The 22982-nt window shown below is 61.6% G+C and carries 21 protein-coding genes; 5 read left to right on the top strand and 16 right to left on the bottom strand.

Translation table 11 applies throughout. From position 1 onward, the window contains the following. Positions 1-4: 4 nt before the first annotated feature. Both M0639_RS30580 and M0639_RS30575 read right to left on the bottom strand, forming a co-directional pair. A complete protein-coding gene (locus tag M0639_RS30580; RefSeq protein ID WP_029538907.1) occupies positions 5-817 on the bottom strand; it encodes an SDR family NAD(P)-dependent oxidoreductase in 813 nt (270 codons plus the stop codon). Positions 818-1452: 635 nt separating this feature from the next. Then, positions 1453-1923: a hypothetical protein gene (locus M0639_RS30575; protein WP_197486199.1), complete on the bottom strand. Its 471-nt coding sequence runs from the start codon at positions 1921-1923 to the stop codon at positions 1453-1455. Positions 1924-1950: 27 nt separating this feature from the next. On the opposite strand from M0639_RS30575, the gene M0639_RS30570 reads away from it, so the two are divergent. From M0639_RS30570 to M0639_RS30555, 4 genes are all read left to right on the top strand, one after another. Next, complete coding sequence (locus tag M0639_RS30570) at positions 1951-2868, top strand: ParA family protein (protein WP_019750059.1); 918 nt, start codon at positions 1951-1953, stop codon at positions 2866-2868. Between the two features lie 445 nt (positions 2869-3313). Next, a complete protein-coding gene (locus tag M0639_RS30565) occupies positions 3314-4411 on the top strand; it encodes a DUF2637 domain-containing protein (protein ID WP_075835579.1) in 1098 nt (365 codons plus the stop codon). A gap of 81 nt (positions 4412-4492) precedes the next feature. Then, entirely contained in the window at positions 4493-5155 is a 663-nt protein-coding gene (locus tag M0639_RS30560) for a TetR/AcrR family transcriptional regulator (RefSeq protein ID WP_064074910.1), read from the top strand. Next, positions 5152-5832, top strand: a complete 681-nt coding sequence (locus M0639_RS30555; RefSeq protein WP_019749801.1) for a TetR/AcrR family transcriptional regulator — start codon at positions 5152-5154, stop codon at positions 5830-5832. The genes M0639_RS30560 and M0639_RS30555 overlap by 4 nt, the downstream gene beginning before the upstream one ends. A gap of 148 nt (positions 5833-5980) precedes the next feature. Here the strand turns inward: M0639_RS30555 and M0639_RS30550 are convergent, their stop codons facing one another. The 3 genes from M0639_RS30550 to M0639_RS30540 all read right to left on the bottom strand — a co-directional run bounded on the left by M0639_RS30550 (position 5981) and on the right by M0639_RS30540 (position 8184). Then, positions 5981-6514 carry a hypothetical protein gene (locus M0639_RS30550; RefSeq protein WP_019749802.1) on the bottom strand — a complete coding sequence of 178 codons (534 nt, stop codon included), beginning with the start codon at positions 6512-6514 and terminating at the stop codon, positions 5981-5983. Between the two features lie 90 nt (positions 6515-6604). Beyond that, entirely contained in the window at positions 6605-7228 is a 624-nt protein-coding gene (locus tag M0639_RS30545; protein ID WP_223304651.1) for a recombinase family protein, read from the bottom strand. Between the two features lie 251 nt (positions 7229-7479). Then, entirely contained in the window at positions 7480-8184 is a 705-nt protein-coding gene (locus M0639_RS30540; RefSeq protein WP_019749804.1) for a TetR/AcrR family transcriptional regulator, read from the bottom strand. 204 nt (positions 8185-8388) lie between these two features. On the opposite strand from M0639_RS30540, the gene M0639_RS30535 reads away from it, so the two are divergent. Next, the gene (locus tag M0639_RS30535; protein ID WP_370671306.1) at positions 8389-9864 is read left to right on the top strand and encodes an MFS transporter; all 1476 of its coding nucleotides are present in this window, start codon (positions 8389-8391) and stop codon (positions 9862-9864) included. Between the two features lie 16 nt (positions 9865-9880). On the opposite strand, the gene M0639_RS30530 is transcribed toward M0639_RS30535, so the two are convergent. From M0639_RS30530 to M0639_RS30480, 11 genes are all read right to left on the bottom strand, one after another. Then, positions 9881-10435, bottom strand: a complete 555-nt coding sequence (locus M0639_RS30530) for a PaaI family thioesterase (RefSeq protein WP_064074909.1) — start codon at positions 10433-10435, stop codon at positions 9881-9883. Positions 10436-10923: 488 nt separating this feature from the next. Next, the gene (locus tag M0639_RS30525) at positions 10924-12138 is read right to left on the bottom strand and encodes a cytochrome P450 (protein WP_064074908.1); all 1215 of its coding nucleotides are present in this window, start codon (positions 12136-12138) and stop codon (positions 10924-10926) included. Beyond that, positions 12135-12668 carry a PaaI family thioesterase gene (locus M0639_RS30520; RefSeq protein WP_003942418.1) on the bottom strand — a complete coding sequence of 178 codons (534 nt, stop codon included), beginning with the start codon at positions 12666-12668 and terminating at the stop codon, positions 12135-12137. The genes M0639_RS30525 and M0639_RS30520 overlap by 4 nt, the downstream gene beginning before the upstream one ends. Positions 12669-12941: 273 nt before the next feature. Then, complete coding sequence (locus tag M0639_RS30515) at positions 12942-14573, bottom strand: fatty acid--CoA ligase (RefSeq protein ID WP_019750066.1); 1632 nt, start codon at positions 14571-14573, stop codon at positions 12942-12944. Positions 14574-14656: 83 nt separating this feature from the next. Then, a complete protein-coding gene (locus M0639_RS30510; protein WP_003942427.1) occupies positions 14657-15724 on the bottom strand; it encodes a BtrH N-terminal domain-containing protein in 1068 nt (355 codons plus the stop codon). A gap of 38 nt (positions 15725-15762) precedes the next feature. After that, positions 15763-16599, bottom strand: coding sequence for an SDR family oxidoreductase (locus tag M0639_RS30505; protein WP_064074907.1), 837 nt, complete (start codon positions 16597-16599; stop codon positions 15763-15765). Further along, positions 16596-18125 (bottom strand): aldehyde dehydrogenase family protein, encoded by a 1530-nt coding sequence (locus M0639_RS30500; protein ID WP_003942430.1) that lies wholly within the window; start codon positions 18123-18125, stop codon positions 16596-16598. Before M0639_RS30500 ends, M0639_RS30505 begins: the two co-directional genes overlap by 4 nt. After that, complete coding sequence (locus tag M0639_RS30495) at positions 18122-18847, bottom strand: transglutaminase-like domain-containing protein (protein ID WP_064074906.1); 726 nt, start codon at positions 18845-18847, stop codon at positions 18122-18124. The genes M0639_RS30500 and M0639_RS30495 overlap by 4 nt, the downstream gene beginning before the upstream one ends. Then, on the bottom strand, positions 18844-20307 hold the full coding sequence (locus M0639_RS30490; protein ID WP_019750067.1) for a cytochrome P450: 1464 nt from the start codon (positions 20305-20307) through the stop codon (positions 18844-18846). Before M0639_RS30490 ends, M0639_RS30495 begins: the two co-directional genes overlap by 4 nt. A 67-nt stretch (positions 20308-20374) precedes the next feature. Beyond that, positions 20375-21577, bottom strand: a complete 1203-nt coding sequence (locus tag M0639_RS30485) for an NAD(P)/FAD-dependent oxidoreductase (protein WP_003942429.1) — start codon at positions 21575-21577, stop codon at positions 20375-20377. After that, positions 21574-22962: a cytochrome P450 gene (locus tag M0639_RS30480; protein ID WP_003942426.1), complete on the bottom strand. Its 1389-nt coding sequence runs from the start codon at positions 22960-22962 to the stop codon at positions 21574-21576. Before M0639_RS30480 ends, M0639_RS30485 begins: the two co-directional genes overlap by 4 nt. Positions 22963-22982: the final 20 nt, after the last annotated feature.

The raw sequence follows: 22982 nt of genomic DNA, 5'->3' as shown, positions 1-22982 counted from the left end.
AGTACTAGCCGGACTTCAGTGCTGGAATGATCCGTTGGTAGCCCGAACTGGCAGTCCTAGTTAGTAGGTCGACGATGCGGGCATCTTTACCGATCAGCACTCGAGGTCGGCGCCGTTCCACACCGCGCAAAATCGTTTTGGCAGCGGCCGCTGGATCCGTTCTCGCGATGGAACCCTCGAAGGATTCGACGACTTCCGAATGGTCGAGAGTTGTCGCCACACGCGCTGTACGTGCAATTGAAGTCTTGATTCCTCCGGGAAACACACAAATCACAGCTATTTGCCGGTGATGAAGAAGCATCTCCTGGCGGAGCGACTCGGTGAAGCCGCGGACCGCGAACTTCGCGGAGTTGTAGGCCGAGTAACCAGGCGCGGCCATGAGACCGAAGGCCGATGAGATGTTGACGATGGACCCACGATCCGACGCAATAATGTACGGCAAGAAGGCTTTCGACCCATTAACTACGCCCCAGAAGTCGACATTCATCACGTGCTCGATGTCTGCGTAGTCGGAATCCTCCACGGTTCCGGAATACAGAACGCCAGCGTTATTGAAGATCGCATCAACATGCCCGAACTGGGCGAGCGTTGCCGCGGCACACTCCCCCATCGCTTCTCGGTCCGTGACATCCGTCGCCGAGATCATCACCGAGTCGGCGCTGATTCCAGTCAGCTCGACCGTTTCCTCTAGGCCACCTTGGTCGACGTCGATTAGTGCGAGCTTTGCGCCTTGGGCGGCCAGTTGGATGCTTAGTTGCCGCCCGATTCCCGCTCCGGCGCCGGTAACGACTACAACGCGTCCTATGAAATACCCCATGCCGTAAGTATTCCTCGTGAGAACGGCGGTTTCGCGGAACGGGCTTAGTTGGGTGGGTGCGCAAAATTGACTCATGCTGACGTTGCTCGATTGAAATGTCGAGTGAGAGGTGCGACCTACGTGCGACCTACGTGCGGGCCGCCAGGTGCGGTCGAACGGGTGACGTAGTCGTCGAGCCGTGGCGTTCTCCGCCTCACGTCCAGGCATTTTGCGCCATTGCGTCGAACTGAAGAAATGCCAGCATTACTGTCAATAGCAGTAGAGAGTTGAGGGCGAGATCCGGGAACCTGTAATCCCAGTAACACCAGCAATACCAGTAATGCCGTCAATGTTGGTGTGGCAGTCTCGGCTTGTTTCGATTCTCCGCGAACCCCGCCTGCCGTAATGACAGTAATACTGCTATTGGAAACATGCAGTTCACGGTGCTGCCACGGCGAACTGTGCGTAATGCCAGCATTGCTGCCATTACTGGTTTTGAGGCCAGATGTGTTGCTACGACCTGACCGATGGCCGATAGCAGCAATACTGGCATTATGCGAGAACGGCGGTTTCGCGGAACGGGCTTAGTTGGGTGGGTGCGCAAAATTGACTCATGCTGACGTTGCTCGATTGAAATGTCGAGTGAGAGGTGCGACCTACGTGCGACCTACGTGCGGGCCGCCAGGTGCGGTCGAACGGGTGACGTAGTCGTCGAGCCGTGGCGTTCTCCGCCTCACGTCCAGGCATTTTGCGCCATTGCGTCGAACTGAAGAAATGCCAGCATTACTGTCAATAGCAGTAGAGAGTTGAGGGCGAGATCCGGGAACCTGTAATCCCAGTAACACCAGCAATACCAGTAATGCCGTCAATGTTGGTGTGGCAGTCTCGGCTTGTTTCGATTCTCCGCGAACCCCGCCTGCCGTAATGACAGTAATACTGCTATTGGAAACATGCAGTTCACGGTGCTGCCACGGCGAACTGTGCGTAATGCCAGCATTGCTGCCATTACTGGTTTTGAGGCCAGATGTGTTGCTACGACCTGACCGATGGCCGATAGCAGCAATACTGGCATTACTGCTATTGATTGCATTGCTGGCGATGGCGTGGAATGCTGGTAATGCCGTCATATGTGCCAGCGCTGTCGAGGGAGAGCAATGCAGACCGACTTTCACGAAACACGCAAAAGGGTGATCGCCGTAATCAACGGCAAGGGTGGTGTCCTAAAGACGACCCTGACAGCTAACGTCGGTGGAGAACTGGCAGCGTCGGGGCAGAAAATTCTGCTCGTCGACCTCGATCCTCAGGGGAACCTCGCCGAAGACCTCGGGTACACCAGTGAAACCGGCGATGACCAGGGAAGGTCGCTTGCTAGCGCAATCGCTTTCGGCGGTGACGCAAAACCCATCGAAAATGTTCGCGCTAATCTCGATGTTCTCCCTGGGGGAGTTCACCTCGAACAAGCAACAGCAGCGCTTGCCGCTATGGCATCCAAAGATCCCGATGGCGCAAAACTTGCCCTCGCGAGGGTCCTTGCTCCAATGGCGCCCGCATACGACATGATCCTCATCGACTGCCCCCCGGGCGACGAAACCTTGCAGACAGCAGCGCTAGCCGCCGCAAAATGGGCATTCGTGCCAGTCAAATCCGATGCGTCCAGCCGAAAAGGGATGGCAGCCGTTGCACTACGCATCGACGCTGTCGCTGCAATCAACCCCGACCTCGACCTACTGGGCGTCGTTCTCGTAGCCGTCGGTACATCAGCGAAAACCGTGCTCAAGCAAGCCAGGTCTGCAATTGCAGAGGCGTTCGGCAACGACGACGTCGTTTTCACTGCCACCGTCCGTCACTCAGAAGCGACAGCCCAAGCAACACGCGAGCGAGGCATGCTCGCAGCCGAACTCGACGCAGTCGTCCGAAGCGGCCCGAAATGGTACGACGTCATCAAAGGCAACGCCGAGCCTCAGACTCTCGCACCGAAATCGTCCAAATCCGTTGCAGACGACCTCTTTGCAGTTGCGCAAGAAGTTGTCACCCGCGTTGCAACAGCGGAAAGAGAGGAAGCACGGGTATGAATGACCGGCCCGAACGAAAGCTCACGGCGCTACCTCCGCGGAACGTGACTGGTGACCTGTCTCGAATGCAGAGGTCCAACCGCACGGCCGCACAGGTCCCGCCGCCTCCACAGCCCACGCCGACAGCTGTGGAAAAGCCCAAGCCCAAACGTATTACGGTCTACGTCGATCAAGCCGTATTCAGTCGCGCCCGAGGTGCTTACCGAAACACCAGCCACCTTGAGGACGACAAATCCTGGTCGCAATTCGTAGAGAAAGCACTAGCGGCAGAGGCAGAACGCCGGGAAACCGCGCACAACAGCGGAAACCAGTACGAAGCAGAGACTGGCGCACTTCCCAGCGGGCGCCCCATCTCAGACGACTGACCCACACATCGAAGGAGCCTCGCCGGTTGCACCCGACGAGGCTCCAGACCGGGAAACCCCTGGAAGGAAAGAACCCAGTCATGACCGACTTTAGCCTTCGGGCAGCTCGTATTCAGCTAGGCGCATTGCTTGCTGCACTCGCACTCGCGATCGTCATTGCGCTCGGTATCACCACCGGCGCATTCGTACTTTCCTTCGCCGTGCAACGCGACCTCGCGCGGCAAGCACTGATCCCCGAACACCTGACCTGGATCTTCCCAGCGATCGTCGACAGCGCCATCCTCGGCGCCACCATCGCCATCGTCATCATCAGCAAGCTCAACATGAACAAGCGCGACAGGGGCTTCTACATCGCACTCGACGTCAGCGTCGTCGTGATCAGCATTCTCGGAAACGCCTACCACGCCTATCACGCAGCAATCGCCGCGCAGGAGTCGATCGATGGTGGGGGAGACCTTGGGTTCATTCCACTCGCGCCCGCTATTGCAGCGGCCATAGCGATCATTCCGCCGGCCCTGGTCTTGGCTTTCACGCACGGAATCACAATTCTGGTGAAGGCAGTCGGAATGGCGTACGCCGCTTACCGTGCGATCGTCGAAAGTGCCACCGACAGTGAGGATGCAACGAGTATTGCATCTGACCTCACCGTAGGCCGGGGACCGATCCGCGTCCCTCAGCCCCGCGAGAAGATCGCCCACAATATTGCGGAGCAGGAGGACGACGATCTAGACGTAGACGCCAAAGCGGTGGATGCGAAGGCCGGCAACGAGGACGCTTTTGCGGACTTTGCGGAGCCGTTTTTCGTGGACGAAATGACGAATGAAGGCCTCGACGACATCCTCGATCCCCAAGACGCCGCTACGGAGTTCCCAGACCGCCGCGCCGTCGAAGAAGCACAGGCCGACACGGATGCCGACATAGACGACCTCATGTCTTTCATCGCCCGGTCGAATCTCGCGAAGAACGTCAAAGACACAGCGGTCCGCAAGCTGACAAACCCGAACCTCACGTGGGAAACCATCGCTCTGGAATCGAAGCCGCCTGTCGCGACATCGACCGCATGGCGCCGGTACGAGAAGTTCGATGCCGCAGCTCGAGAAGCAGGCTTCGACAGTCCACCATTGCCCGACCTGCGAGCCGCCGAGAACCCGATGCGCAGCGAACTCGCCACCGTTTGACCCACACCCACCAATAAAGGGGTGGCCCTGGCGGTGCTGTAACACCGTCAGGGCCGATGACCACAGAAAGCACCTGTGACCATGAACAATCATACCGACCGCTCCGAAGGCATCGACCACGGCAAAACCGGCCGACCACCTATGCAGCCACGAGCGAAAATCACCCGAGAAGCGATCCTCGAGGTGTCCGCCACCCTCTTCAGTCGAACCGGGTATGCGGGCACCAGCATCAATGACATCTTGGCGATCTCTGAGACCACCAAAGGTGCGATGTACTTCCACTTCTCGAAGAAGGAATCCATCGCGAGCGAGATGCTCTGCCGCTGGTCCGCCGCAGTCTCCGAGACAGTGGGGAAGGCCGCAGCGACAGGTCAACCCGCCGATCGGCAAGTGATCATGATCTACCGGGACCTCGCCCGCCGCACCCAAACAGAAGCGATCACCCGAGCTGGACTCACCCTGTCCGTCGACAAGTCGCTCAGTGATGCGTGTGCCACCTACGAATCGTGGACCGACGCGATCACACCGATCGTCATAGACGCGATCCGTTCCGGCGCCCTCGACTGCGCGGAAAGCATGTCCAGGCTCGCAGACACTCTCTGCGCCGGATTCGTCGGCGCAGTGCAGGTTGCAGCTAGCCTCGACGAGAACCACACCATCACCAAACGAGTCGACGATCTGCTGCTGATGTGGCGCGGAACCGACCCGGCCGCCGTCCGTATGGTCGAAGGAGCATCCCTGTGAACAGCCCCAACGAACCGGCACACACCACGGAAAGCACTTCCGCCACGCCAACCCGCCCCCGGATCGGGCGCATCCCCGGCAGCAAGAACTCGGCAATGCAGGACCGTGCAGTGCGGACACGAGAAGCGATCATCGCCGTCGCGGCACGGCATTTCGACACCGACGGATACGGCCACACCAGCATCAACACCATCAGCGGTACCGGAAAATTCGCCAAAGGCGCTATGTACTACCACTTCCCATCCAAAGAAGCGATGGCCGAACACCTCATCTCGGACTGGAACCACACCCTCGACGAAACCATCAGCGAAGCACTGGCGGCCGGTTCGAGCAGCACAGCAGGGGAGAAGCTGGCAGCGATCTTTATCTCGCTCGCACAGCACATCGGCGAAGACACCAACCTCCGCGCCGGCATGAAACTCACCCTCGAACCCACCATCAACAACGGCGCAGCATTCGCACACTGGGTCGACGCCATCAGCGACATCATCGAACCCGCCATCACCGCAGGCGAACTCACCGACACCCCCACCACACCCCGACTCGCATGGAACCTCTGCGCCGGCACCCTCGGAGCCGCCCACGCATCCGCAACCTTGCGAGAGGACATCGACCTCGCAACCCGCATCGCAGACGCGGTAACAGCGCAGCTGCGCAACGCACTCATGCCTGCATGACAAAATCTCGTTCGACAGAATCCGATGCGGGCCAATCGAGAGCAACTCAGGCAACGATCGGATCAACCCTTCATCCGTCCGGAGCTATGGGACTGAAGCGAGATGCCCCGGCCAGTGGAGGCCGGGGCATCTTCGCTACCGAACCGGGCTACTTTCCCGGCCCTTCCCTGAGCCCCTGGCCAATGAGGGCGAAGAAGGCGCACTCAACCAACCAAAGCCCCGTCTGCCCCTGATAGGGCAGATCTGCTACCCCATAACTCTCGGCAACAGATCGATTGGGGTCGAAGGCATCTCGCATGATCTGACGAGCGAGTAGCAACTCTGCCTCCGCGATCTGGCCGTCTGGCAGCCCCGGATCCAGGTTGGTCAAAAACGCCCAGTCCACCTGCCCATACAGATTGGGAAAAGACTGACGTATCAACTTGGAAGCCGTCTTGGCGATGTGCTGCGACAGATCCTCGGCGAGGCCGAGTTGTGCGAACACAAAAGCAGTTTCGGCGTCACCAAAGAAGTCCTGCAAACCGAAAACGACTGTCGGATCGAGCAAATGCCGCTCAAGTATCTCGTCAACATTGGCGTGAATTTGCAACGGGTTGAGTACCAAGGACTGTCCGTCGGTGACCGAGGCCTCCCGGTAGTCCGGATCAATAAAACGCGGTAAACCCTTATCTCCGAATGACATAGCTGAACCCCCACCTTGCGGAAAAATAGAACCGTCACCCAATCTACCTAATTGTGAACGTATTTGGGTGGAGTGCGGACAAGGCCGATGTCAAGCAGTTTCCGAAGCCCTACGATCGTGGTCATTGCGCTCAATTCGGGCAAGCTGAATATTCGAATACAGTGCCGAACGCTTCAAACCCGTGTTCTTGCAAAGAGTTTCGATTTTGAACTGTCCGGTTTCGTGCACCTGCAACAGGTACGCACGCTCTTCCGGCGTGAGCTTATGTTGACGGCCTTTCATCTTGCCGGCCGCGGCAGCCGCTGCCACTGCGTCCCTGGTCCGACTTCGGATCAGGTCTGACTCGAATTCGGCCATCAGCCCGAGCACTCCGATGAACATTTTGCCCATCGGATCCGACGGGTCGTAGATCTTCCCGTCGATCGACAACGCAACACCCTTGTCCGCCAGTCGCCCCACCGTTTCGTGGAGATCCTTCGCGGACCGGGAGAGCCGGTCGAGTTTGGTCACGCAAAAGACGTCGCCTTCGCGGGCCGCGTTGATCGCATTGTCGAGCCCGGGCCGTCGAGTCTGCCGGCCACTGATTCCGTGATCGACGTAGACCCGGTCTCGGTCGACTCCCTCCTTGGCGAGAAGCTCGACCTGAATCGACGAATCTTGAGCCGCCGTACTGACCCGTGCGTAGCCGATCTTCATTCCACTCCCGATCGTCACCGTTCACGATGTCCCGCACACAAACTGTCCGTTAGAAACTATGCCATACCGGATTTTTTCAACGGACAACAAAATGGACGGAAGGCGCTGAAATTTCCCCAGGTGAATGTCAGTTTCAGAAGACGGCTGCACGATGTCAGAAGTGCACTGCAGTGCAGCTCCGAGTTCTTGAGCACACGTCCGGCCTTATCCAGTGAGCGCTGCGATCCCTGACTGGATAGCGCATTGATGGTCAAATTTCGCATCAAGTTTTACTGGCCGTCGGTGAGCTGCGGGTCTAGCGTCGCGGCCGGCCGTGGACGGCTGTTGTCGCGCGAAGTGCTCGATCGGACACTTGCGGCATGGGCGGCGAGAAAGTTGTCGACGATTTGGATGCAGTCGTCGGCGTGGATGTGGCGCAGTCCTGTGAGGCGAGCGAACACTATCGGTCCGAGGAGCTGAATGAGGGCGAAGGTGGTGTCGATCTCGCCGAGCACAGTGCGGGCGTCAGGGGCCGTCAGGATCTGATCCAGGGACCTGCGGTATTGCTCTATGACACGGGCCCGAAGCGAGACCACCGCGCCAGGATCGAGATCGCGCCGGCTGGCGTCGCCGCTGTTGACGGGTCCCATTGCCAGCCAGGCCAGCGTGGTCATCTGCACCGGAGCTTGGTCGATGAGGTCGGCCTGGGTGGTGAGCACCGAAATCAGACGTTCGCGTAGCGGACCGGTATCGATATCGGTGTCGACTGGGGGTAGTAGTCGCTCGAAGGTTGCAGCGAGCAGGTCAGTGGTACTTCCGAAGTGTCGGTACAGAGTGGCACGTGCAACCTTCGACATGCGGGTGACCGCCTCCACGGTGACCGCCTCGACGCCGCCGGTGGCTAGCAGCTGGCCCGCCGCTTCGAGTAACCGGTTACGTGAGCGCGCCAGCCGGGGGTCGGCCGGGCCCTCGGCCGCAACGAGAGGGTCGACCATGAACGGGCTCCGCTCCATTTTGACTGACAAAACATGTCCTAGCATGACCATTCTGTCACACCCGCAAAGTTATGATACTAATAGTCTCGCACCGAGACGATCAGTCTCAAACTGGGAGGCTGGCCGTTGAACGAACGTAGATCCGACTCTGCCAGCGTCGCTCGATGGAGCGGTGCCCAGTGGTGGATGTTGATTGTGTCGTGCATGGCAGTCGCGTTGGTGGTGGCCGCAATGGCGGCATTGTATTCAGCGTTGCCACAGATCGCGGTCGCGACAAGGGCGACGCAAGCTCAACTGACCTGGATAGTCGACGGTTATACGCTGGTATTGGCGTGCTTCGTTCTGCCTGCCGGTGCGATCGGTGACCGGTACGGTCGCCGGGGGGTGCTCGTGGCGGGGTTGGCGTTGTTCGCTTTCGCGTCGGCATTGCCCTTGTTTCTCGCCGACCCGGCGTGGCTGATCGCTGCTCGCGCGTTGGCTGGGGCGGGTGCGGCGCTGGTCATGCCCTCGACGCTGTCGATACTGACCGCGGGATTTCCACCGGCGCATCGCGGTCGCGCTGTAGGTGTGTGGGCCGGGGTTGCTGGATCCGGGGCGGTCCTGGGCATCCTCGGGGCTGGAGTGCTGCTCGAGCAGTGGTCGTGGACCTCGGTGTTCGTCGGGTTGACCGTCGCCGGAGCGGTTCTGGCCGGGTTGGCATGCAGTATCGCGGAGTCCCGCCAGCAGGAGCATCCACCGGTCGATTGGGTGGGCGCGGTGACCGTAGTTGTCGCGGTCGGGGCGATCGTCTTCGCTGTGATCGAGGTTCCGGCCCGTGGCTGGTCGGATTCGCTCGTCGCCATCAGCACTGCGGTGGGCTTGTTTGCGGTTGTGGTGTTCGTCGTCGTAGAACTACGTTCCTCGGCACCCCTACTCGATGTCCGGTTGTTCGCCCGCCGTGGTTTCGGTGCCGGCGCGCTGTCTGTCTGTATCCAATTTCTGGTGACCTTCGGGGTGTTCTTGTTGTTGGTGCAGTATCTGCAGTTGATTCTCGGTTATGGACCGCTCACCGCCGCGTTGGCGTTGACCCCTATGGTCGTGCCGCTCATCGTGATCTCGGTGATTGCACCCTGGCTGTCGAACATTGTTGGGCTGCGGGTGATGACCACTGTAGGTCTGCTCACCATCGCGGCGGGACTGGTGATGGTGAGCAGACTGACCGTCGCGGCGACTTACCCTGACCTGCTGTGGCCCTTGCTCATCATGAGCGCGGGTTTGGGGTTGTGTACCGCCCCTGCGACTTTCGCCATCGTCTCGGACACTCCTGAGGCCAAGCACGGGGTGGCTGCCGCGGTCAACGACGCAGCTCGCGAAATCGGTGCCGCGATTGGGATTGCGGTAGCCGGTAGCGTGCTCGCGGCCGGTTACGTTCAGCACATTCAGCCGGCTCTGCCCCAGCTACCCGAGCCTGCCCGTGGTCCGGTGGCCGATTCTCTGGCCGCCGCGTTGCAGGTCGCCGACCGCGCAGGACCAGCTGGTCAGCCGCTGGCCGAGTTCGCCAGAGCCGCATTCGTACACGGAAGTGGTCAGGCGACGCTGTCGTTGGCGGCGCTGACCGCCGCTGGGGCACTCGTCCTCGCCGTCTTTGCGCCAGGTAGACGCAGCCGTACGACAGCCACCGCGGGTGATGGACGTCGGTGAAGGTCGGCCAGGGTGTCTATTCTTCGGTGTGATTCGTGTCTGTGGCCCGGAGTTGGGCTCGGGCTTGGGACTGCATGAAGTGTTCGACCTCGACCACCACGAACAGGGCAGTAGCGGTGGCTACGGAGCTGCCCTGCGCATCGTCCATCGTGGCCGTGAGATCCAGTTTGCGCCCATCACGAGACCGAACGGCAGCACGCAACACGTATGGAGTGCCGAGCAGAACCGGCGCTAGGTAGTCGAGCTCGAGACGCCGCGTCACGGCGAGCTCACCCACTGTGTAAAGCAGGAAGCCGAACAGATCGTCGAGAACGGTCGCCACCGCGCCGCCGTGTGCTATCCCGGGTGCCCCGACATGACGTTGATCGAACACATGGTGAGCTACCACGCCGTTCTCGTCACGCTGGACCGACAGGGCGTGGCCGTGCGGGTTCTCCGGCCCACAACCAAGACAGTCGGGGTGGTGGGGCGGTAGATCAGGCGACTCGGAAGTCGTGCTCCAGAACGAGCGCGCCCAGTTCTCGACAGCGGGGCCGGCCGACCCGCTGACCTCGTCCGGAATTCTTTTCATGGTCGGACCTCTCTGTCGTGAAACCGTGCCGAGTCTGTCGCGTCTTCGCGCGCTCGGCCTGCACCGCAGCATCCGGTCGGTCGTTCGTCCGACCGGTCGGCGCACTCGCCCCCGCCATGATTACCACGAGCGGGAGTCTTCTCACTCAACGCACCTCCCGGCCCGATAGCGCACACGACGCGGCCGTCGAGCCGAAAATGGTGACCGCGAAACATCGAGGGCTTCCGTCGGCGGGCTGAATTGTTGTCGGCGTGGGGCAGGGATCAGGGTCTGTTGCCGAGTAACGACACGGCATCGATGCAGCGTCCACCGAGAGGCGTCCGACTGTTCCGTCCGGCAACTCTTCGGTCGTTCGGTGCCTCCGCACGCCTGGGGCGATCCGGCGCGGGCGGCTGCAGCACAGTGCGATGCGCCGTTTACCGCGAGGTGGTTCGGTCGGGTTCAACTCCCGAGACTTCGAGCCCTTCTGGTGGGGGGTAGGGGAGGGCTCATCTGGTTGCCACCTTTAAACTCGATAGCCCGCGGAAGGACAGCCCGGTACGCCAGCGAGGCTGTTCGACGAGCTGGAGACCGGGAAAACGAGCCACCAGGATCGGGAACAGTAGGGATCCTTCGAGCCGGGCCAGCGGCGCGCCGAGACAGAAGTGAATGCCGGCGCCGAACGACAACGGTGGGACTCCGGTTCGGGTGATGTCGAGCTTATCCGGGTCACAAAATCGGTCCGGATCTCTGTTGGCCGCCCCGAGCAAGGTCAATACGATCTGACCGGGATGTAGATCGACTCCTGCCAGCCGTGTCGGCTCGAGCACCGTGCGCCCGTTGGTCTGGACGGGGGAGTCGTAACGCAACAATTCTTCGACGGTATTGCTCGCCAAGTCGGGCCTGGCACCCAGTTCGCGCATTTGGTCGGGGTGAGCGAGCAGCGCGGCGACACCGTTGCCGATGAGGTTTGTGGTGGTTTCGAACCCTGCGGCGAACAACAGAATCGCGGTGCCGACGCATTCGTCGTCATCCAGGATGTCGTCGCCGTGCGCGACGGCGAGTCGGCTGAGTAGGTCATCGGCGGGGCGGGCGCGTTTGACCGCCAACAGGTCAGCGAAATACATGGCAAGTTGGTTCTCGGCTTCACAGGCGGCGGTCAGAGCCTCAACATTGGCTCCGGGTTCCAGTGAGGCGAGCAGGGCACGCACCAATGGCGCGGCAACTGCCCGATCGGCCGCGGGAACTCCCAGAAGTTCGCCTATCACATTCACAGGCAGCGGGAGCGCCAGATCGGTGATGATGTCGACGAAGACCTGTACCTCCATGACGTTAAGTAGGTGATGGATCTGTGTGATGATGCGGCTGCGCAACTCGTCAATGTGTCGAGGGGTGAACACGTCGGCCACCAGTCGACGCAGCCGGTGATGGTCAGGGGGGTTACGGAACAGCATGGTGCGCCGGAATCGATGCATGGCCCGACGTTGCAGCTCGTCAGGGATCTCGGACAAGCCGAAGCCCAGCGACTCGTCGGCCTTGCCGAGTCTGCGGTCGCGGAGCGCCGCCGCGCAATCGTCGTAGCGACTCAATACCAGCACCCCCGATCGCGTAACCAAGACGGGGCGCGTCTCTCGCAGCCGTCGGAACGCTTCGTAAGGTCCGGCTGCGCCGTGATCGGTGAGTAAGGCGTCCAGGAGCAGTTCCCTCTCGGTCGGTACATTCATGCTTGCCTCTTAGTATTCGCCTGTGACTGCAGGAAATGTTCGACGTCGACCAGGATGAACAGGGCGGTCGCCGTGGTGACCGATCGACCCTCTATATCCTCGATCCTGGCCGCGAGATTCAATTTCCGGCCATCGCGAGACCGTGTATCGGCGTGCAGGGTGTAAGGCGTGGCAAGCAGAACCGGCGCGAGGTAGTCGAGTTCGAGACGGCGCGTCACGCCGAGTTCTCCGACCGTGTAGAGCAGGAAACCGAAAAGATCGTCGATTACGGTCGCCACCGCGCCGCCGTGTGCTATCCTGGGCGCCCCTACGTGACGTTGGTCGAAGAGGTGGTGAGCAACGACGCCGTCTCGGCAACGCCGTACCGACAGGTAATGCCCGTGCGGGTTCGTCGGCCCGCACCCAAGACAGTTGGGGTGGTGGGGTGGCAACTCAGGCGAGCTAGATTCTTCCAGCGGCCGGAATGAGCGCACCCAGTCCTCCATGTCTGGGTCGACCGACCCCCCGACCGCATCCGAAGCTTTGCCCATGGTCCGACCTTCCTGTCGATGAAACCGCGCTTAATGCCGGTCTCGAGTGTGACCGTTATGCAAATACACCTGAGCGCACTCCGGAGAGTGCGGTGGCAGCCCTTCGCTCAACTCCACGTTGGTCAGGCGAGGTGTCCCGCCCAACGGGAGATCACGACCCCATCTCCTTCACCAGTGCCGTAGTCTGCGATGGACGCCGGTGTCGTGAAAAACTTCCCGCCCCGCGTTCCATCTGCCTCGTCCTATTCAGAACTCCGGTTGGAAAAAAATTTCCTAGATTTCGATGACAGCTAGCTCTCCTTCGGCGTGCAGGGAGCGTAGGCGCTTCTTGTCGAACTTGCCGACTGAGGTCTTGGGCACCTCGGAGATGAAGCACCAACGCTCGGGCAGCCACCACTTGGCGACCTTGCCGTCGAGGAAGTCGCGCAGATTAGCAGGTGTGGGCTCGTGGCCCTCACGTGGAACGATCACCGCGAGGGGGCGTTCTTGCCACTTCTCGTCCGGCACTCCGATCACAGATGCCTCGAGCACGTCTGGATGACCGGCAAGCAGCAGTTCGAGCTCGACCGAGGAGATCCACTCCCCGCCGGACTTGATCACGTCCTTGGCGCGGTCGGTCAGCGTCACGAAATTGCGTGCATCGATCCGCCCGACGTCGCCGGTGCGTAACCACCCTTCCTGAAACTTCTCACTGTCATGCTCCTCGCCGACGTACGAGCCGGTAATCCAGGGCCCGCGTGCTTGCAACTCACCGACCGCTTCGCCGTCGTGCGGGAGCTTATTGCCCTCGTCGTCGACAATCCTCAGCTCCACCCCTGCAACCGGGCGGCCTTGGGTGGCGCGCAGGCGCCAGCGCTCCTGCACATCGAGCGATACCGGTGGGCGTGCGATGGCGGCCAGCGGCGAGGTTTCGGTCATTCCCCATGCCTGGACGACCTGCACGCCGTACCTCTCCTCGAAGGCCTCCATCAGGTGAAGGGGTACTGCGGAACCACCGCAGGCGACCAGACCGAGAGAGGAGATGTCATAGCTGGAGTTTGCCTCCAAGAAGTTTAAGACGTCATTCCAGATCGTCGGAACTGCGCCCGCGACGGTCGGCCTCTGCGCGTCGATGAGCCGCACCAGCGGCTCAGCCTGCAGGAACCTGTCAGGCATGAGTAGGTCGGCGCCCGACATAAGGGCGGCATAGACTAGTCCCCAAGCGTTGGCGTGGAACATCGGCACGATGGCAAGGATCCGATCATCGCAGCTGACTCGCAGTCCGTCGGCGGCGCAGGCCGCCATCGAATGCAAGTACGTCGACCGGTGGCTGTAGGCGACCCCTTTGGGGTTGCCGGTGGTACCCGAGGTATAACACATAGCGGCTGCGGACTGCTCATCGAGATCAGGCCAGTCGAACGTATCGGACTGAGAGGCGAGGAACTCCTCGTACCCCACGACCCTGACCCCGTCACGGTGCAGCGGGGTAAGGTCCACTTCGCCGGTCACGACGACGGTGTGCACGCTGGTGAGCTGCAGCAGTACAGGGGCCAGCAAGGGCAGCAGGCTTCCATCGAGAATTACGACCTGATCCTCGGCGTGGTTGCCGATGTAGACAAGTTGATCAGGGGTGAGACGTAGGTTCAGGGTGTGCAGCACTGCGCCCATCGAGGGCACCGCACAGTAGGCCTCAACATGCTCCTGGTTGTTCCACATAAAGGTCGCAACACGCTCATCGCCTGTGATCCCGCAACCGCGCAATGCGTTGGCCAACTGTGCGGCTCTCCGTCCGACTTCGGCGAAAGTGCCGACCTTAACGCTCCCGTCGGACTGCAAGGTCCGTACGGTTGCCGAGCTATGCACACTCGAACCGTGGCGCAGAATCGCCGCAGTTGTCAAGGGAAAGTTCATCATCGTGCTCTGCATACCATTCCTTCATTCGATAGTGCCTGCGAACGAACAGCGATCCGCAGATCAATTCACCGGGCGTCCTGGTTAACAGCGGGCTGTCAGAGACCTGCAGCCGTAAGTGAGGTTGAAGCCAATTCCAGGGACTCGACCAGGTTCGACTCGAGTTCTGGTAGTCGGCTAGCCGCCGTGACCACCGCCGCTAAGCGAGCGCGCGCATCAATGTCGCGTTGGGTCCCGGCACGTGCAGTTTCGGTCCATGCCTGCGCACAACGGCTGGCGGCGACGGCGAGGTCGGCGGTGGCTAGATCACCGGTCAGGCGTGCGACATCCGCGCAGCCATCGGCGAGCAACCGGCGGAATAGGCCGCCGCCGGTGCCCGCCTTCTCGATGAAAGCGCCCAGACTGAACAGGAAGATCTCAAGATCTCTTGTCGGAAGGTCTGCCCAGGCTCGAAGGTCGGCCGCCAACTGCTCGACTGCAGCTAGCCCCTCGGCCCCGGCCTCCATGGTCGTGAGATCAACGATCCCCGGCTGTGACGGGTGGCGCATGTTGGCCGCGGATTGGCGAAATGCCTCTGCCGCCACTGTTGCCATGTCTGGCAGCGCGCTCGGCCAGGTGATGCGGTATGTACAGTGGCGCGTCGGTTGAGGGAAGGACGTCGAGGAACGCGCCCGAGCCAGCGAATCGAGCGGGACTTCCTGCACCTCGGCGCGATCATTGTCTACGACGAAGGCAATCCCCTTAGCTTCGTCGTAACCGATCACCACGATGTCGTGGCGACTCATCTGCAACTGGACCTGCAGGTACGGTAGCTCGGCTATGTCGCCCCACACCAGGCTGGGTCTGCCTGCGTCGATCTCGTCGAGAACCCAAGACCATCCCTCACTGGGATCGTCGGTGGTGAGAACGTGGACCTGTCCGCCTAGCCGGCGGGGTAGATCGATTTCGAAGTCGGCCCCTCGTCCCACCAAATACAATGGTGGAACCAGGTCATTCGATCGGAGGTACGCTAGCCCCAGCGAGCCGCCGAGTGCGAACACCAGACCTTCATCGGGTGGCCCTTCCCACCCCAGTCCATGCCAGTGCAGAAGATCCCGCATTGCGCCAGAACCACAGTGCCCCCCGATCTGATGGGGGTAGTCCTTGATCAGGATCTTGCGGGGCATGTATCTTCCTTTTTTGGGTGGTGGGTTCGAAGACCAGGTCAGTTGTTCCGAATTCTGTCCAGGTAGGCCTGACGTGCCCCCATGTCCACGTCGTCGAGGAATACAGAGTCTGTGTCCAGGGCCGATCCGAGCCTGGTGGCGAGCCGTTCGGGGACGAACTTCATCGCTGCGACCATGCTCCCTGCGAGGCGAGTGACGCGCACGAAGGGCCGCGGTTTCTCGATCAGTTCGGCTGTCACTCGAGCGATTTCCTCGGGCTCTGCATTGCGCAGTCCCTTGGCTCCTGCTGTCCCAGCAACGAGTTCGGTGTTGGTGAACGTGGGCCGCACTGTGGACAGCCGCACGCCTGACTTGCGGTATTCCAGTCGCGCCGCCTCCGTGAATCCGATGACCGCGAATTTGGTGCCGCAGTAGGTCGCCAGACCGGGGACGGCGAGCTCGCCGGCCAGTGATGCGGTGTTGATGATGTGTCCAGTACGACGAGGGAGCATCCGTTGAAGGGCGAGTTTGGTCCCAAAGATGACTCCCAGGACGTTGATCTCGACCTGCCGCCGGGTCACCGCGTCGTCTTCCTCGTGGGTGTGCCCGGTGGGCATGATGCCCGCGTTGTTGATCAGCACGTCGAGGGGGCCGAGGTCTCCCTCGACTAGGTCGAGAAAGTCTTTGAACGAGTCAGGGTCGGTGACATCGAGGCGGGTGACAACCTTAACCCCCAGTTCGGCGGCGGTCTCCTTAGCACGTGCCTCGTCGATGTCGCCGATGGCCACGCGGTGACCTCGTCGGATCAGCTCCTTCGCGGTCTGGTAGCCGATGCCGCGGGCTCCCCCGGTGATCGCCACTGTTTTCGCGGCGGTATGGGGATTGTGTGTCGTCACTTGCTGTGCTCCTTGTTCAGGCCGAGGCGTTGTCGTAGACCGCGACCGGCTGCTGCACGCAATACTTTTTCGGCGATGGCCGTACGTCGGGAGGTGTACGGGTACCACGTGAGTTCTCGTGTCAGGACAGGGATCCGCGGCTCGGTCACGGACTGGACCCGGCAGTATTTGTGAAGTCCGTAGGCGCCGCCTAGTCGCGCACCGATACCTGAGGCCTTCCATCCACTGTGCGGCAGTGTGGTGGCGAAGAGGTTGCTGAAGACGTCGTTGATGTTGACTGCACCCGCGTCCAGACGTTGTGCGATACGCCGCGCACGAGCATGGTCGCGGGTCCACACTGTGGCAGACAAGCCGAACGCCGAGTCGTTAGCCAGGTGGATGGCCTCGTCCTCGTCCGCGACACGCATCACAGGGATCGTGGGGCCGAAGGTCTCCTCGGTCATGCAGGCCATTGTGTGGTCGACGCCGACCACAACGGTTGGAGCGTAGTAGTTCCCGACCGCGCTTAGGGTTCCGCCGGCCAGTACCTGCGCACCTGCCGCCACTGCCTGGCTGACGTGGCGATCGGCTATCTCGACCTGTCTCGCCGTGACCATCGCACCTACGTCGTCACCTGCCGCGGCACCTTGGGTAAGTGACCGTACTCGTTGAGCCAGCCGGGCCACGAACTCGTCGTAGATCTCAGAGACCACATACACCCGCTCGACTGAGATGCAGACCTGCCCCGCGTTGAACAGACCGCCCCACGCGATCCCCTCCACAGCACGAGCAAGGTCGGCGTCCTCCAGCACGATCGCCGGATCTTTACCGCCTAACTCCAAGCTCACAGGCTTCAATTGCTCGGCACAGCGGATCGCGATTGTCCTCCCGGTGGCTGTCGAGCCCGTGAACTGAACGAAGTCAGCGGCGTCCACGACCGCAGCACCTGCTTCGCTAGCACCCACAACATGCGCCAAAACCGGTGGGGCGCCGATCTCGTGCCAGCCCTCGACGACTCGTGCACAGGTCAGTGGCGTCTCTTCCGAGGACTTCGCCAGGACTGCGCATCCGGCAGCCAGCGCAGGAGCTGCATCCATGAGGAAGAGGGTGATCGGGAAGTTCCACGGTGTGATGAGCCCGACAACCGGGTACGGGTGGTAGGTCTTGGACAACCGTTTCGGCAGACTTAGCAGACCTGCGGATCGGACTTGCTCGTCAGCGAGAAACTTCTCGGCATGGTTTGCGTAGTAGGTGATGAACTCGCACGATGCTGTCGTCTCAACCAGGGCGTCGGGGCGCACCTTGCCTGTTTCGGCTTGCAGCAGATCGGTGAGTTCGTCGGTGTGAGCCAGGATCCAGTCTCGCCAGCGATGCAACCATCGGGAGCGTTGCCGCGGGCTTGCCTGAGCCCACCCGAGCTGAGCGCGGCGGAGATCGGCCGCGATGCTGTTCACGGTCTCGCGGGTATCGATGGGGACGGTTGCGACCAGCCGGCCGTCGGCGGGGTTGCGTACGTCCAGGGCATCCGCTGTGGTCGCCGTGCTCATCGGGCCTCCGGGAGTGAGTGGAGCCCGCGGGCGATCCCGTCGGGCTGGGTGCATCTGTCGGGTGTGTCGGTGAAAGCGTCAGCGAGCACGGGGGTGCGCTCAAAGATTCGCTGTCCATAGGTATGCCGAAGCTCGGTCAAGATCGTGTTCAAAGGCAGGTCGTCGAAGACGCCGCGCTCGCGGACATACTCCATGTGCAGGGCTCCGTCGGCGGCGAAGGCGTGCAGGAGGGCGTCGTGCTCGCCGTCGAAATCCACCGGCGGCACCCCGAAACGGGCACACAACTCGGTGTTGAACGCCGGGGTCGCCTTCATCCACCGGCCGTTGACGTAGAGATGGCTGTAGCCGTGATAGACGAACAGGTCTGTGCCGCCCATGAGCGCTCGCAACGCTTCGGTCTGCAAATGATTTCGGACGTCGGCAAACCCCAGTAGCGCCGGAATCCCTGCCGCACGGCACACCGCGGTCAAGAGCACCGCCTTCGGGACGCAATAGGCGCGCCCGGTCTCGAGGACGAAGCTTGCTCGATAATGGGCGGGATCGTCCGACACCGTGTAGGGGTCGTACCGGATCTGGTCGCGGACGGCGGCGAAGAGGCGCTTCGCCTTGTCCCGGTCGGTGCCCGCATCCCCAACCGCGGCGGCGGTGAACGCCCGGACGGACTCGTGCTCGATGTCGAGGAAGTCGGTCGCCCACGAGTGCGCCAGCGGTGCCTTATTCATCTGCGCTCCAGAGTTATCGGCAACCCGTCGACCGGAATGGGGAGCGAGGTGTTGTCCCACCTCGCTTCATACTGATCGGGGACCGTCCAGGTGTAGGTGCGTAGCATGTGGTGCAGAATCGCCTTGACTTCGAGGGTGCCGAAGTGCAGACCGATGCACTTGTGTACCCCTCCTCCGAAGGGGATCCACCCGAGGCGGTGATTCTGGTCCTCACGCCGCGGTTCGCTGAAGCGGTCAGGGTCAAAGGTGTCGGGGTCGGTCCAGCACGACTCGTCGAAGTGGTTCACCGACGGAGCCACGGCCACCAGGGTGTCCGCCGGGATGTGGTGGCCGGCGATATCCACGTCTTCGACCGTCTTGCGCATCACGATGGGCACGGGCGCCACCAGACGGAGTGTCTCCTTGATCACCAGGTCGAGAGTCTCCAGTGAGTCCAGGTCGTCGATGTCCGGGCGGCGTCCACCGAGTCGGTCGGACTCGGCCCGCGCCCGTTCCTGCCAGGCCGGGTGCTTGGCGAGGAAGTAGGCGGCAGCGGTGGTGGTGATGGTCGATGTGTCGTGGGCCGCCATCATCAAGAAGATCATGTGGCTAACGACGTCCTCATCGGTGAACGCCTCACCGTCGGCCGTGCGCGCATGGCACAGCCCCGCAAAGAGGTCGCCTCCTTGGCCACTTCGAGCCGCCGGCAGGTGCCGGGTGAAGTAGTCCTCCAAGAGCGCGCGCCCACGGACTCCCGCTCGCCAACGAGTCCCCGGTAACGGGAAACGGATGATCGAGCTGGCCGCACGCACGGTGGCCACGAAGGCGTCGTTGATGGCATCGGTATCCTCGCTACCCCCCCGACCTGCCATGAAGACCTTCGTGGCGACGTCGAGAGTTAGTGCCTTCAGCAGCGGGTAGATGCGCGTGGTGGATTGTCCCGCTGTCCACCCTGGGATGCTGGCCTCCAGCGTCGGGCCGAGCTGGTCGACGTAGCCGGCGAGTCGGTCGCGGGTGAACGCCTCCTGCATGATCCGCCGATGCATCCTGTGTTCGTCGAAGCTCATCAACATCAGGCCCCGATGAAAAAAGGCATCGATGAGATAGGTCCACCCGTCCTGGGAGAACGACTTCGCCTTGGTGGTCAGCACCTCCTGTATGGCATCCGGTCCGGCAACCGCCACTATTTTCGTGCCGAAGGCGCCCATCCACGACACAGGTCCTAGCCGCTGGTACCTGGCCCGGGAGAAGTTAGATCCGAACCGGATGTAGTCCAGGGTGTGACCGAGCAGAGGCATGCCAGCGGTCCCTAAGACCGGTTTGAGGCCTGACCCCGCCGGGGGCGGGGCGAGCTCTCGGACAGGCCACCGGTCACTGGCCCCGAGCAGGGCCGCGTCGACCCGACTCGGCAGTGGCACCATGAGGACCGACGAGAGTCGCTCACGACCCTTCGCCAGCGGGAGATGGATAATGTTCGTCACTTGTGTTCCTTTCCGAAACGCAGCCCGCACTCACCATTTCGTACCCATCGCCCGAAGACCCGTCATCTCAGGCGGAGCTGGCAAGCGCCAGTTCAGTTCGGTCGATGGGGAGTTGCTGCGTGATTACCCGCTTGCTGAACATGAAGTCACGGGGGCGGTTGATGCAGTCGGCGCCAATAAGCTCTCCCTCACGGAGGTAGAAGCAGGTGAAGTCGCGGTCTCGGGTCGGGTCTCCGCTGAGGATGACTTCGTCGTAACCGGTGTTCAGACCGGCGATCTGGAGCTTGAGATCATATTGATCCGACCAGAACCATGGAAGCGCCGCTATCTTCTTGGACTTCCCACACACCGTCGCGGCAGCGACCTTGGCTTGCTCGTGCGCGCTCGGCACAGACTCCAGGCGTAGAGGGCGGCTGTAGCGAGCCATGCTGTGGCTTGCGCAATCCCCGGCGGCCACGATGTCGGGGTCGCTGGTCCGGGCCTGGTCGTCGATCACGACGCCGTTATCAATGACCAGACCTGCGGCGGCGGCAAGATCGGTGTTCGGCTCAACGCCGATGCCGACAATGACGAGGTCAGCGGGAATTGACTCGCCACCGGACAGAACTACTTCACGGACCCTGTCCTCGCCGGACAGAACCTCGACCAGCACACCCGTCCGGATTTTCACGCCCTCCTGCCGGTGAATACGGTCGAAGAACGCTGATACTTCGGGGGCAGTGACCCGCTCAAGGACGCGCCCAGTCGCCTCGAGCACGGTGACCTCCAGCCCCAGTGCACGCAACGAGGCAGCCGTCTCCAGTCCGATGTAACCGCCGCCGATGATCACTGCCCGACGTCCTGCGTGGGCGGCCACTCGGATCATCTCGACGTCTGCGACTGTGCGTAAGTAGTAGACTCCGGCCAAGTTGGCTCCCGGGGTGGGGAGTCGCCGAGGGCGGGCGCCAGTGCACAGCGCAAGCTGGTCGTAAGCTAGTGCGCCGCCGGTACTCAGTGAGAGATGACCACCCGAGCGGTCGATCGCCTCCACCGTCGCATTCAGGACTTGGATTCCCTGCTTGCTATAGAAATCGGCATTGCGGATCGCAAGCTCGTCGAGTGTGCTCTTCCCGGCCAGGTACGCCTTCGACAAAGGAGGGCGTTGGTAGGGCAACGTCGACTCATCGCCGATGAGAACGATCTCGCCGGTCCACCCTTCCTGTCGAAGACTGGCCGCGAGTTGGGCTCCGGCATGGCTGGCCCCGACGACGAGGGCCCGATGTAAGGTCATACGTCGGATTTCGGGGTGAGACGGACCATCATCTTGCTGATGCCCCTGACAAAGTTGGACTGCACATACTCGGGCTCGCCGACGACCTCGATCTTTTCGAAGCGAGAAAGCAACTCTTCCCAGAGAATCCGCAGCTGTAATTCCGCCAGTCGGTTGCCCATGCAGCGGTGGACACCGAAGCCGAAGGAGATGTGGTTGCGAGCGTTGGCCCGGTCGATGATGAAGTCGTCGGGCCGATCGAACATCCGCTCATCACGGTTGCCTGAGGCGTACCACATCACTACCTTGTCGCCCTTGCGGATGAACTGCCCGTTCAGCACGGTGTCGGCCTTGGCGATCCGGCGCATGTAGGCCAACGGTGTTTGCCACCGAATGATCTCCGAGACCATATTGGGGATCAGGTCAGGGTTCGCCTTCAGCTTCTCGAACTGGTCAGGGAACCGGTTCAACGCGAGAACACCGCCGCTCATCGAGTTCCGCGTCGTGTCGTTGCCTCCGACGATCAGCAACACAAGGTTGCCCAGGAACTCCATCGGTCGGTCGATCAGATCCTTGGTGTCTTCGTTGCTCTGCAACAGGGTGATCAAGTCGAATCCGGGTTCCTCCCCGGCAGCTGTCCGGGCAGCCTTGTCGCGCCAGAGAGTGCTGAGACCTCGCGCCATGTCGCGCATGCCGCGGAACACCTCGTCATTGTCCGAGGGGCCGCCGTTGGCTTGCTCCATCGAGGATGCGAGATCAGACCAGTAAGCGAGCTTGCGGCGCTGCTCGTAGGGAAAGTCCAGGAGGGTCGCAAGCATCCGAGCGGTCAACTCGACCGAGACGTTCTGGACCCAGTCGAACGGCTGATCCACGGGCAGGTTGTCCAGCACCTCCTGGACGCGCGATCGAATCAGACCCTCCATCTCACGCAGGTTCTTCGGTGCGACCACGCCTTGGACAGCGGCCCGCTGCGCGTCGTGTCGTGGCGGATCCATCGCTATGAACATCTCGATATCAAGAAAACGAGGTGGAACCCCGATGACGATCAACGGCTCGGCGGAGAAGACCTCGTGGTTCTTGTCGACGGCCATGATGTCGGCATGCCTTGTGACGGACCAGAACGGCCCGAACGGACTGTTAGGCTGGTAGTGGACCGGAGCCTCGTTGCGTACGCGCTCGAAGTACGACTGCCAGCGCCCCTGGCGATAGAGGAAAGGGTTGCTGAGGTCGATGTCGGCGAGTTCGACGTCCTCCACAGGAGGGATGGGGCTCTCGATGAAAAGCCTCTCTCCGTTCGCTCCGGTCACCCATCGCCGCGTCTTGTCGTACAGTTGTGCGCCCTGGATCTGCCGCTCCATCGGGATAGTCGACTGAACCTTAGCGGCGATTGCCTCAGAAAACTTCATTGCGTCTTATCGTCTCTCTC

Source organism: Rhodococcus qingshengii JCM 15477 (genome assembly GCF_023221595.1).
Lineage (GTDB): Bacteria > Actinomycetota > Actinomycetes > Mycobacteriales > Mycobacteriaceae > Rhodococcus_F > Rhodococcus_F qingshengii.
Note: the sequence above shows the minus strand (reverse complement) of the source record. Positions and strands in the feature narration are given on the sequence as shown.